At 44.0% G+C, this 12,781-nt stretch carries 12 protein-coding genes; all 12 read left to right on the forward strand.

The features are described 5' to 3' along the window. Positions 1-7 precede the first annotated feature (7 nt). Positions 8-853 carry an STAS domain-containing protein gene (locus SFC25_RS11775; RefSeq protein WP_411215466.1) on the forward strand — a complete coding sequence of 282 codons (846 nt, stop codon included), beginning with the start codon at positions 8-10 and terminating at the stop codon, positions 851-853. A gap of 305 nt (positions 854-1,158) precedes the next feature. Beyond that, the gene (gene flaG, locus SFC25_RS11780; RefSeq protein WP_411215467.1) at positions 1,159-1,512 is read left to right on the forward strand and encodes a flagellar protein FlaG; all 354 of its coding nucleotides are present in this window, start codon (positions 1,159-1,161) and stop codon (positions 1,510-1,512) included. Positions 1,513-1,527: 15 nt separating this feature from the next. Beyond that, complete coding sequence (locus SFC25_RS11785) at positions 1,528-3,015, forward strand: flagellar hook-associated protein 2 (RefSeq protein ID WP_411215468.1); 1,488 nt, start codon at positions 1,528-1,530, stop codon at positions 3,013-3,015. 22 nt (positions 3,016-3,037) lie between these two features. Then, positions 3,038-3,436, forward strand: coding sequence for a flagellar export chaperone FliS (fliS, locus tag SFC25_RS11790; RefSeq protein ID WP_411215469.1), 399 nt, complete (start codon positions 3,038-3,040; stop codon positions 3,434-3,436). Further along, complete coding sequence (gene fliT, locus SFC25_RS11795; protein ID WP_411215470.1) at positions 3,436-3,789, forward strand: flagellar protein FliT; 354 nt, start codon at positions 3,436-3,438, stop codon at positions 3,787-3,789. Before fliS ends, fliT begins: the two co-directional genes overlap by 1 nt. Positions 3,790-3,966: 177 nt before the next feature. Beyond that, positions 3,967-4,539: a ribosome hibernation-promoting factor, HPF/YfiA family gene (gene hpf / locus SFC25_RS11800; protein ID WP_411215471.1), complete on the forward strand. Its 573-nt coding sequence runs from the start codon at positions 3,967-3,969 to the stop codon at positions 4,537-4,539. Between the two features lie 724 nt (positions 4,540-5,263). Further along, positions 5,264-7,780, forward strand: a complete 2,517-nt coding sequence (secA, locus tag SFC25_RS11805) for a preprotein translocase subunit SecA (RefSeq protein WP_411215472.1) — start codon at positions 5,264-5,266, stop codon at positions 7,778-7,780. Positions 7,781-7,872: 92 nt separating this feature from the next. Continuing rightward, positions 7,873-8,971, forward strand: a protein-coding gene (prfB, locus tag SFC25_RS11810) for a peptide chain release factor 2 (RefSeq protein ID WP_411215473.1) whose coding sequence is annotated in 2 segments (ribosomal slippage) — positions 7,873-7,935 and positions 7,937-8,971 — 1,098 coding nt in all. Because the reading frame shifts where the segments join, the coding sequence is not laid out codon by codon here. 74 nt (positions 8,972-9,045) lie between these two features. Continuing rightward, positions 9,046-9,348, forward strand: a complete 303-nt coding sequence (locus SFC25_RS11815; protein ID WP_411215474.1) for a c-type cytochrome — start codon at positions 9,046-9,048, stop codon at positions 9,346-9,348. Positions 9,349-9,628: 280 nt separating this feature from the next. Continuing rightward, positions 9,629-10,315: a cell division ATP-binding protein FtsE gene (ftsE, locus tag SFC25_RS11820; protein ID WP_411215475.1), complete on the forward strand. Its 687-nt coding sequence runs from the start codon at positions 9,629-9,631 to the stop codon at positions 10,313-10,315. Then, on the forward strand, positions 10,305-11,192 hold the full coding sequence (gene ftsX, locus SFC25_RS11825) for a permease-like cell division protein FtsX (protein WP_411215476.1): 888 nt from the start codon (positions 10,305-10,307) through the stop codon (positions 11,190-11,192). Before ftsE ends, ftsX begins: the two co-directional genes overlap by 11 nt. 48 nt (positions 11,193-11,240) lie before the next feature. Then, positions 11,241-12,650, forward strand: a complete 1,410-nt coding sequence (locus SFC25_RS11830) for a murein hydrolase activator EnvC family protein (RefSeq protein WP_411215477.1) — start codon at positions 11,241-11,243, stop codon at positions 12,648-12,650. Positions 12,651-12,781 lie beyond the last annotated feature (131 nt).

Consider the following 12,781-nt stretch of genomic DNA (forward strand, 5'->3'; position numbering starts at 1 on the left):
CAGGAATATGCATAGGAATAAGGACTTATATTTGTTTTTAGAGCAAAAAGCGAAGGAACTAAACGAAAAGTGGTATGAACAGCTGGATAAATCAAGTAGTTCAGGCGTTTACGCATCCACTGATCCAGAGACCATTCAAAACCTCAAAAAGCAAAACTACGATTTTCATCTTCATTTCTTCCGTATTTTCATTGAGGATAAGGAGACTTTCAACAAAAGCTTCGAAGAGTGGATCATTTCCACAGCGCGGGATGAAAATCATTTGAGTACTCCCACTCATCAAATAATCCGGGAATTCATTGTGACTCGCGGACAGCATTTAGACTTGATAAATGAATTTTATACCTTACATAAAGACACTATTGCTCCAGAGATGCTCGATATTTGGAATCGGGAAATCATTACAGCGTTTGACCAGGTAATCCTTAAAGTCACAGAGGAAATGCATCATTATTCAAATCGAAAACTCCAGGCGCAGCAGGAGATGATCAATGAGCTTAGTTCTCCTGTTATCCTGCTGAACGATACGACAGCACTTCTGCCGTTGGTAGGAGATATTGACACGAACCGTGCGAAGCTTATTTTGGAGAATACATTGCGTCAATGTACCGAACAGGATGTTGATCTATTATTTATTGATCTATCCGGCGTTATTATCATTGATACAATGGTTGCGCAGCAAATCTTCTTCTTAGTTGAAGCATTGAAACTTGTAGGTGTAGAAACGGTGATCTCTGGAATGCGTCCGGAAATCGCACAGACTGCTGTTCAGCTAGGCGTAAGCTTCAACGCTAAGACAACTGCAACTTTGACACAAGCAATTCGGACAAGTGAACGTATTACTATTAACTGATGTGAAAATGCTTACATTTTGAGGTTTCATCCTTTTCTACTAGTCTAAAACGAATGACTTTGCGCTGGGTAGCAGTGAGGAGTCGGAAAACGTCCGAAGTTTGTTTCTTAACTTGCTCCAGAGGACGCTGACTATATGACTGGTCAGGCGATTCTGATCGATGGTTCAATAGTCAACAATTAATCTTTACTTAGAGGGGCACAGGCTGCTGTGCTCTTTTTTTGTGCTTTTTTATCTTCTTTCCTTCACATCCCGCACATCCAGCCGATATAAAGGGAAACACATGTCCAAGGAGTTGGCCTTTGATGATTGATAGATTATCTTCCGCTTCACAGCATGTTACACAACCGTCGGGAGAAAATCGTCCCGCAGCGAGCGAAGCAGTACACAAGCAGGAGTCCGCATCAAGCGGTACCAAACCCTATGATGATTACGATAAGTCAGATATCGAGAAAGTTATTGAAACAATGAACAAGTTTTTGGAACCGACCCATACAAACATGAAATTCGAGCTTCATGAAGAGTTGGAGCGTTATTACGTTACAGTGGTTGATTCCGATACACAAGAAGTCATAAAAGAAATCCCGCCTAAAAAGCTTTTGGACGGCTATGCCAAAATGGCAGAATTCATGGGGCTTCTCGTCGATAAGAAAATATAAGGAGCAGGTGATTATATGGTAGATAGCGTTTCTTCCAGCAGCAATTCCATGCGTGTAGGCGGACTTGCTTCGGGGATTGATACGGATTCATTGGTTGAACAATTAATGAATGCTGAAAAACAGAAATTATATAAGATGCAACAGGAACAGACGAAGCTGACTTGGCAGCAAGATTCATATCGCGAAGTGAATACATCTCTAAAGAGCTTTGACGATATGCTCACTAACATGAAGCTGTCCACTACTTACAATCAGAAGACCACTACGTCATCAAGCAGTGCTGTAACAGCAACAGCTGATTCTTCAGCATCCAATGGTTCTTATAGTATTGAAGTTACACAGGTTGCTACAGCTGCAATAAATGTAAGCACAGAGAGAGTCGGGGGAGAAAGTTTCAATCCCGACGAACCTATAGGACAACAATATACCGTTTCTTTTACGACTTACGATCAAGATGGGAAAGAAATACCCTACAATAAGACCTTTAGCGCTAGTGACAGCTTGAATGATATCTTAAAAGATATTACGAACTCCAATGCAGGAGTCCGTGCTTCTTATGATACACAAACTGGTAAGGTAGTTATGGAAAAGAAGTACACCGGAGATCTCAATAAAGACAACCCAGAGATGGATTTTGGTGCAAATAATGCTTTCTTTACCGATTTCCTCAAGATGGGCACAGAAACAGGCGGTCAAAATGCAAAGATAAAGTATAATGGCGTGTTAGAAGTAGAGACTTCAAAAAACAGTTATACACTAGGTGGCGTTACCTTTAATTTTGTAGATAAGACAGAAGGCGCTGTTCGAATTTCAGTCGATAATGATGTTGATGCTGCCTACAACAAGATTAAAGAATTTGTTGATAAATACAACGAGATCATTGAAGATGTAAACGGACGATTGGATGAGAAAGTATACAGAGACTATCCTCCTCTAACTGACGATCAAAAGAAAGAAATGTCAGAAGATGAAATCAAGCTTTGGGAAGAAAAAGCGAAGAGCGGGATGTTAAAGGGCGATTCGGTTCTTCAGAACGGTCTTTTTTCAATGCGGAATGCTTGGTACAGTAATGTAGCAACAGGTGGGGAATATACTCAATTAGCGCAAATTGGGATCACTACTTCTAATGACTACCTTGAAAATGGGAAACTTGTGATTGATGAGACCAAATTAAAAAACGCCTTAAGAGAAAATCCGGATGGCGTTTATAAGTTATTCTCAAATAGCGCTGAAGGTGAAAGCCAGGGAATTCTACAGCGTTTGGAGAAAACAGTAGATTCGACAATGAACAACATTTATGAAAAAGCCGGTAAATCAACTTATACTAATGATCAATTTACTATCGGAAAGAGATTGGATGATGTTCAAGACCGCATAGATGCCTTCCAAGATTATCTTACTCAAACAGAAGACCGCTACTGGCGCCAATTTTCTGCCATGGAACAAGCAATCAGCCAAATGAATCAACAATCCGCTTATCTGACGTCCAGCTTCGGCGGATAAGCGCTAAAGGAGTAATACAAACATGTCGGTACAAAATTACCAGGCGTATCAGCAGAATTCCGTTCAGACCGCATCTCCAGGTGAGCTGACGCTCATGCTGTATAACGGCTGTATCAAATTCATCAAATTTGCCCAGCAGGCAATTGAAAAAAAGGACATTGAATCGAAGAACACTAATATACAGAAGGCACAAAACATCGTACGTGAGCTGATGATTACACTTGATCCAGAAGTGCCAATCTCAAAAGAAATCATGCCTTTATATGACTTCATTAATCAGCAGCTTCTCCAGGCAAATACGCATAATGATCAGCAAGCGCTTAGTAACGCATTAGGTCTTATAACTGATTTCCGCGATACATGGAAAGAGGTCGTAAAACAAACGCGCAAGCAGCAATTCGGCACTGGGGCAACTGTCTGATGAATCGGGTGCAGGCACTGTATGATACAACTACCCAGTTGGACACACTCGTAAGCCAGCAAGTAACTTCAGAGAACCGGGAAGAAGTTGTTCAATCCCTTACAGAACTTCTGGAAGTCCGCTCAGAACAGATGGAAGCTTTAAAGCCGCCATTTACGACGGAAGAAAATCTGCTTGGCAAAGAGCTTCTTCCGATGAATGAACGAATCAGCAAGCATGTCCAGCAAATTTTTGATCAATTGAAGGTTGATATTCGTACAATCAAGAAGCAGAAGCAGTCCGGTAAGAAATATATTAACCCGTATGCCAGCATGCAGACGCTTGATGGGAGATTCTTGGATAAACGTAAATAAGGAGCACTTGAACTGATTTCTTGGTTCAAGTGCTTTTCTTGTGTAAAGTTTTGTTGTCCAAACCGTGACAAACTTCGATTAAACATCCGATTTTTCTGACTCTTTTCTGTGTTTATGAAGGTATTGTAAAGGGAATGTAGAAAGTATCCTCATAAGGATGAAAGGAGGACACTTGTTATGAAGTACAATATTCGTGGCGAGAATGTCGAGACTACAGAAGCAATCAAGGACTACATCGAGAAGAAGGTAGACAAGCTGGAGAGATATTTTGATTCCCCGGTAGATTCCGAGGCTCACGTAAACTTGAGTGTGCATAACAATGAGTCGAAGATTGAAGTGACGATTCCGATGAAGAACTTGCTTTTACGGGCAGAGGAAAGTCATGCTGATCTATATGCGGCAATTGATTTGGTCGTAACGAAACTGGAACGTCAGGTCAGGAAGCATAAGACGAAAGTGAACCGACGCTCCCGTCAAAGCGGAGATGCACCGAAGCATGCATTCGCGGCAATGGAGAATGAAAGTGCAGCAAGTGCTGTCGTTGCGACGGAGGAAGAGGAAGATCTGATTCCATACGAGATTGTACGAAACAAGCGTTTTGACTTGAAACCGATGGATTCCGAGGAAGCGATTTTGCAGATGGATATGCTGGGTCACAGCTTCTTCGTATATACAAATGCAACTAGTGGAGACACAAATGTCGTCTACAAGCGTAAAGATGGGAAATATGGGCTTATTGAGCCTAGCTGATGAAAAATGAAACGGGGCAGACGCATTTGCGTCTGCCTTTTATAATTTGGTCCGTTTTGCAAAAACGCAGGAGGAATATCTCGAAATTACTTATAAATCAGGATGAAACCTGTCGGATAGTGGCGAATTCTTGTGTTTTATGGAGAAAGTCCTCCATCGTTTTACGAAAACGGTCGTTTTTCCTTTCGAAAGTCCCATGATATAAATAAGTCAGCTACAACAAAAGGAGGTACTGACCATCAGAGAATCAGATTATGCTGTCCACCGAGTCTCCCATTCCCAACTCACACAGCATGAGCATACGATCACACAGCTGCTCGAGATAATCGCGGCGACCAATCGAAGGCTGGCGGAACTTCAATGGAAGCAAGAGCAGCTCGAACGCTGGTGCATCGAACAAATGCAGCGGGATCTGTCCTCCAGATCACGTGTCTTCTGAGGAGCAGTCTTCCTTTTCCCCGCAAGACTCCACCTGGATAAGCGCAGCCTCCTCCCTTAGGGCTGCGCATTCCAACAGAAGGTGGTATTCTGCGGCTGGTGTAGCGATTACAATATTGTGAATGTCTGACATGGCACTCCTTCCATGCATGCGGCGTCCGGGGACTGGGCGCCGCTGTTTTTTTGTTTTTGGAATGGGCTGATTTCCCTTTCTTGTAAACGGCTAAACCTAGTGTTATTATTATTTTTGGACTATACTTTTTTGATTTAAAAGAGGAGCGTTATTATGCGTGGACTACTTAAACGGGTGTTTGGAGACGGTACACAGAAGCAAGTCAGCCGGGCCCAAAAAACAGCCGAACAAATAGAATCATTAGCAGATGAATATCGAGCATATACAGATGAACAATTAAAAGAGAAGACAAATGAATTCAAAAAGCGCTATCAGGATGGCGAGTCGCTGGATGACTTGCTTCCAGAAGCCTTCGCAACTGTAAGGGAAGCAGCTGATCGTGTACTTGGCATGCGTCCTTTCCACGTCCAGCTGCTAGGCGGTATTGCCATCCACGGCGGTAACATTGCCGAGATGAAAACAGGGGAAGGTAAAACACTGGCAAGTACACTGCCTGCGTACTTGAATGCTCTATCTGGTGAAGGTGTGCATATTGTCACAGTCAATGATTATCTTGCTAGCCGTGATGCCGAGAATAATCGTCCGTTATTTGAGTTCCTTGGTTTGACTGTTGGACAGAACGGTGTCGGTATGACACGTGAACAGAAGCAGGAAGCTTATGCGGCAGATATCACGTACAGCACGAACAACGAACTTGGCTTCGATTATTTGCGCGATAACATGGTGCTGTATAAGAATCAAATGGTTCAGCGTCCGCTTAATTTTGCCATCATCGATGAGGTCGATAGCATTTTGATCGATGAAGCGCGGACACCGCTGATCATTTCCGGTTCAGCTGCGAAATCAGCAAGTTTGTATACACAAGCTAATTCCTTTGTACGTGTATTGAAGAAGGAAGAAGATTATACAAATGATATCAAGACGAAATCCGTTCTTCTTACAGAAGAAGGTATCAACAAGGCGGAGAAATTCTTCGGTCTGGAAAACTTGTTCGATTTGAAGAATGTTTCCATCACGCATCACATCAACCAGGCATTGAAAGCCCATGTGACGATGCAGCGCGATACGGACTATGTGGTGGAAGATGAAGAAGTCATCATCGTTGATAGCTTCACAGGTCGTTTGATGAAAGGACGTCGTTACAGCGATGGCCTTCATCAGGCAATTGAGGCGAAGGAAGGTCTTCAGATCCAGAATGAAAGCATGACGCTGGCATCGATCACTTTCCAGAACTACTTCCGTATGTACAAAAAGCTTGCTGGTATGACTGGTACAGCAAAGACAGAGGAAGAAGAGTTCCGCAACATCTATAATATGGACGTGCTTGTGATTCCGACAAATAGAGATATCACACGTCAGGATAAATCTGATTACATCTTCAAATCCATGGAAGGCAAGTTCCGTGCAGTGGTGGAAGAAATCAAAGCCCGCCATGAAACTGGTCAGCCTGTGCTTGTTGGTACTGTAGCCGTTGAGACTTCCGAGCTGATCAGCAAGCTGCTGAAACGTGCTGGTGTACCGCATAACGTATTGAATGCGAAAAACCACCACCGTGAAGCGGAGATCATCGAAGATGCCGGTCAAAAAGGCGCTGTGACCATCGCAACAAACATGGCTGGCCGTGGTACGGACATTAAGCTTGGTGAAGGTGTACGAGAGCTTGGCGGTCTTGCAGTTATCGGGACAGAGCGTCATGAATCCCGCCGTATCGATAACCAGCTTCGCGGTCGTGCCGGACGTCAAGGTGATCCAGGTGTGACACAGTTCTACTTGTCTATGGAAGATGAACTGATGCGCCGTTTCGGTTCCGACAATATGCGTAACATGATGGATCGTCTAGGAATGGACGACAGTACGCCGATCGAGAGCAAGATGGTATCACGTGCTGTGGAATCCGCTCAGAAACGAGTGGAAGGTAACAACTTTGATTCTCGTAAAACAGTTCTTTCTTATGATGATGTACTTCGCGAACAGCGGGAAATCATTTACAAACAGCGCTTCGAGGTAATCGACAGCGAAGACTTGCATGCTATCATCGATGAAATGATCCGAGATACAGTACACGCTGTCGTTCAAGCTCATACTGCCGACGATTCAGATGAAACGTGGGAGCTGGATGCATTGGTGGAATATGCACATGCCAACTTGCTTCCGCAGGATAAGCTGATAGTCGATGAGCTGAAGAACAAAGACGAAGAAGAAATCGAAGAATTGCTGCTTAAGAAGATCGGTGAGCATTTGAAACAGAAGGAAGAAGAAATGACTCCGGAGCAAATGCGTGAATTCGAAAAAGTCATCCTGCTTCGCACAGTCGATACGAAGTGGATGGATCATATCGATCAGATGGATCAGCTTCGCCAAGGTATCCACCTGCGTGCGTATGGCCAGAATGATCCGCTTCGTGAATACCAGCTGGAAGGCTACAATATGTTTGAAGCGATGATCAGCTCCATCAAGGAAGAAGTCACTCGTTACGTATTGAAAGCGGAAATCCGCGATAACCTGCAGCGTGAACAAGTTGCAAAAGGTGTACAAGCTGTCAGCGGTGATGATACGCAGGCTGATAAGAAAAAGAAAAAAGCTCCAGTCGTCAAAGGCGACACAATAGGGCGGAATGACCCGTGCCCATGCGGCAGCGGCAAGAAATACAAAAACTGCCATGGCCAGTGATTTTGACAAACCCGTGCAAGTTGTTGCGCGGGTTCTGTCACAGTCATAGAGTATAATGGTGTGTGTTATAGACTTATATGAGGTGAGAGAAAATGGAATTAGCAGAAATCAGAAATGAATTGGATCGAATGGAAAAACAACTAACTGACTTTAGGGGGTCTCTTTGACTTAGATCAGAAGAAAGCCCGTATTGCCGAATTAGAGGATTTGATGCTTGAGCCGACGTTCTGGGACGATCAGCAAGGCGCACAAAAAGTCATCAATGAATCCAATGGTTTGAAAGAATCCGTGGAAGGCTATGAAAAACTAGTATCCCAGCATGAGGATTTGGATGTTAGTTTTGAATTAGTGAAGGAAGAAGATGATGAAGATCTTCGCAATGAGCTGGAGGAAGAAATCGTCTCCATGCGCGAAAAACTGGATGAATTCGAACTGCTCATGCTTCTGAGCGAACCGTATGATAAGAACAACGCTATCTTAGAGCTGCATCCAGGTGCCGGCGGAACGGAATCTCAGGACTGGGCGAGTATGCTGCTTCGTATGTATACGCGCTGGGCTGAAAAGCATGATTTCAAAGTGGAAACACTTGATTATCTTCCTGGTGAGGAAGCTGGCGTGAAAAGTGTTACGTTGTTGATCAAAGGTCTTAACGCATATGGTTATTTGAAAGCTGAAAAAGGGGTGCACCGTCTTGTACGTATTTCCCCATTTGACAGCTCAGGACGCCGTCACACATCATTCGTATCCTGTGATGTTATGCCAGAATTCGATGATGATATCGATGTGGACATTCGTACAGAGGATCTGAAAATTGATACGTATCGTTCCAGCGGTGCCGGCGGACAGCACGTCAATACGACAGATTCTGCTGTACGTATCACCCACCTGCCGACTAATACCGTCGTTACATGTCAATCCGAGCGTTCACAGATCAAGAACCGTGAGCATGCGATGAAGATGCTGAAGGCGAAGCTGTATCAGCTTGAAATCGAGAAGCAGCAGCAAGAGCTGAACGAAATTCGCGGCGAACAGAAAGAAATTGGCTGGGGAAGCCAGATTCGTTCTTATGTATTCCATCCTTATTCCATGGTGAAAGATCATCGGACGAATGAAGAATCCGGAAATACACAAGCTGTAATGGACGGACAGCTGGATCCATTCATCAATGCGTACTTGCGTTCCACAATTTAAGGGCATTCTGTAATGTCCCTGTAACATAACAAGCTGAACCGTTATTCCATCTCAAAGAAAAGGATGCGATTCTCTTGAAAAGACTAGTTTTAACAAGCTGCAGTTTGGTGTTCGTGCTTTTTCTGGCTGCTTGCGGAAGCGATGATAATACCGCTGAAACGCCGCAAGAAGCGTTTGAAAACAATTGTGCCATGTGCCACGGTCAAGACTTGAGCGGCGGTAATGGCGGTCCTCCGCTTGATAATCTTGGTTCGAAGTATACTAAAGAAGAACTCGTGGATATCATGGAAAACGGCAAAGGCGGTATGCCTGCCGGGCAGTCTGAAGGAGAAGAGGCGGAAAAAATCGCCGAATGGCTCCAGGAGCAGCAGCGATAATAAAACGACAAATACCCATACAGAAGCTGTATGGGTATTTTGTTGTGTTTTTTCAACCTGGCTACGGGTGGATGCGACAAGATACTACGCATAATATTTCAAAAACCAAGCCTATTGTCATATATTGAAACATAAATGTAATATTATTATGTCTAAAAAAACAGGAATAAGATGTTATAATGGTTTCAGGTTTGAGAGCTTTTTCGATTGCTTTCGCCAATGTTCGACATACTTAGTTGATAAATTAGCAGATTAGAATAAAAACAAAGGTGAGTTAAACATGATAGAGATGAAGGGTGTGCATAAGACGTATTCCAATGGCGTTACAGCGCTCAATGGTGTCGACGTGCATATCGACAGTGGGGAATTCGTGTATTTAGTAGGACCGAGCGGAGCCGGCAAATCCACCTTCGTGAAGATGATCTTCCGCGGTGAGAAACCGAGTACCGGTATCGTGAAAGTAGATAACAAAGATTTGAGCACATATAAAGAACGCCATATTCCGAAAGTGAGAAGGAAAATCGGTGTTGTATATCAGGATTTCAAATTGCTTCCGAAACTGACAATCTATGAAAATGTTGCTTTCGCCTTGGAAGTAATAGAAGAGTCTCCCAAAGTAATACGAGATCGCGTGATGGAAGTGCTCGATCTTGTCGGTATAAAAGATAAAGCTAGATCGTTACCAGATGAGCTTTCCGGCGGGGAGCAGCAGCGTGTGGCAATTGCCCGGGCAATTGCAAATAACCCGAAGGTCGTCATCGCTGATGAGCCGACAGGGAACTTGGATCCAGAAACATCTTGGGGAATCATGAAGGTGCTGGAGGATATCAACAACAAAGGAACAACAATCATCATGGCTACACATAGTAAGGAAATCGTTAACACGATCAAGAAACGTGTCATCGCCATCGAGAACGGTCGTATCGTCCGTGACGAAGCAGGAGGTGACTACGGGTATGAAGTTTAATACCGCGAAACGCCATCTGCGTGAAGGATCAAAGAACATCTTCCGTAACGGCTGGATGACCATCGCCTCTATCGGGGCGGTAACAGTAACATTGATCTTGGTCGGTGTCTTCCTGGCTGTCGTATTCAACTTGAATAAATTCGCTTCCAATATCGAATCAGATGTTGAAATGAGCGTTTACTTGGACCCTACACTTGCTGAGGACCAAGTGCAGTCCATCCAAGGGGAGCTCGAGTCGATTGATAAAGTTGGTTCTGTAAAGTATTCCTCAAAAGAAGAGCAGTTAAACCAGCTCATGGAAGATATGGGACAAACAGAGTGGGATTTGTTTGAACAAGACAACCCGTTGAGTGACACATATATTGTCAAAACGTCTGATCCGCATGACATAGCTTCTGTTTCGGAAGAAATTTCGAAACTGGATGGAGTCGACAAAGTCGATTACGGAGAAGGGACAGTAGAGAACCTCTTTACTGTAAACAAGTACGCCCGGATTATCGGTGCGGTCTTGATCGTTGGTCTAGTGTTCACGGCCATCTTCCTGATTTCAAATACAATTAAGATAACAATCATTGCCAGAAGCAGAGAAATCGGCATCATGAAACTGGTTGGTGCAACAAACTCCTTCATCCGCTGGCCATTCTTTATCGAAGGTCTGCTGCTCGGGGTATTGGGTGCTATCGTACCAGTCGCACTAGTGCTTGGCGGGTACTACTACCTGTCGCACAACTTGACGGATAACATCAGCATCGGCTTCGTCGAGATTCTCCCATATGCACCATTTGCATTCCAGCTTGCAGGCATACTGCTGGCAATCGGCGCAATCATCGGTGTTTGGGGAAGTGTCATGAGTGTCCGGAAGTTTCTTAAAGTCTAATAAACCTACCATATACGCTTTTAAAGGAAGAAAGGGAATGAGAGAAGAATGAAGAAGATGATCAAGCCTGTTCTTGTAGCTGCTCTAGCTGCGGGAACAATCCTACATACTCCGATTCACACGTTCGCGAAATCCTCATCAGATGTACAAAGCGAGATAAATGATCTGCAAAAGAAGCAAGAGGAAAACAGCAACAAGCAAAGCGAGCTGGAAGGTCAAATCAATGATGCAGAATCCAAACAGTCTGATAACCTTGCGGAGCAGGATAATCTGCTTGCGAAACTTGATGATCTGAACAATCAGATCGACAAGAATGAAAATGCTTTGAATGATAAAGAAGACGAGATCACTGAAACAAATGAGAAGATCGAAAAAATTTCAGGTGAAATCGTAGAAACAGAAGATGACATCGACAAGCGCGAGGATAAATTGTCTGACCGTCTAGTAAGCATCCAGCAAAACGGCGGAGACGTTCAATACTTGCAAGTATTGATGGGCTCTAAAAACTTTGGTGACATGGTAAACCGTCTGAACGCGGTAACGACTATCATGGATTCTGATAAGGAGCTTTTGAACGGCTACATCCAAGCAAAGCAAAAGCTTGAAGATCAAAAGCAGCAGCGCGAAGATGAAAAGCAGAACCTGCAGGATCAAAAAGACAAATTGGAAGATATCAAGTCTGATTTGAAATCACAAGCAAGCGAGCAAGAAGACTTGAAACAGCAGCTTGAGGATGAATATGAGAAGTTGGGTGACCAGATCCTTTCTGCTGAAGAACAGAAGGAGCTTGCAGCTAACCAAGCAGAAGCGCTTCGGATGGCTCAAGAAGATGCAGAATCTGAAAAAGCTGATCTAGCTGCCCAAGAAAAAGCAGCAGCGGAAGCAAAAGCGGCAGCGGCAGCAGCTAAGAAAGCAGCCGAGAGCAAGCAGGAAGCTACTTCTTCTTCCAGCTCAAAATCTAGCACTGCTTCAACATCTAGCAGTTCATCTAAGAGCAGCAATTCTTCCAGCTCAAGCAGCTCTTCCAGTGCTAAATCAGCACAAGCTGGTATCTTCTCTTGGCCGGCACAAGGTCGCCTAAGCTCCGGATTCGGAGTACGTAATGATCCATTCGGAAGCGGATCTACTGGCAACCACTATGGACAAGATATCGCTAACGCTACGGGTACACCTGTTCATGCGGCAGCAGATGGTTATGTTTCTCGCAGTGGAACGATGAGTGGTTACGGTAATGTAATTATCGTTACACATTCCATCAATGGTCGCACGTACGAAACGCTTTATGGTCACTTGGACAAGCGTGAAGTATCTGTTGGTGAAAAAGTTACCAGAGGACAGGAAATCGCAAAAATGGGTAACACTGGAGCTTCGACTGGTTCCCACCTTCACTTCGAAATCCATGAAGGTACTTGGAATGGTGCGAAAAGTAACGCAGTTGACCCAATGAAATATTTCTAATATCAGAATTAAAAAAGGCATTCTCCAATCATGGAGATGCCTTTTTCACATCAGCGGCCTCTTTTAGTGATAAGATAGAGGGAGTTTAGCATAATAATAGGATTAACGGATTGGACAAGGTAGAAAGGATG

The organism is Terribacillus saccharophilus, assembly GCF_046592595.1.
Classification (GTDB): domain Bacteria; phylum Bacillota; class Bacilli; order Bacillales; family Amphibacillaceae; genus Terribacillus; species Terribacillus saccharophilus_C.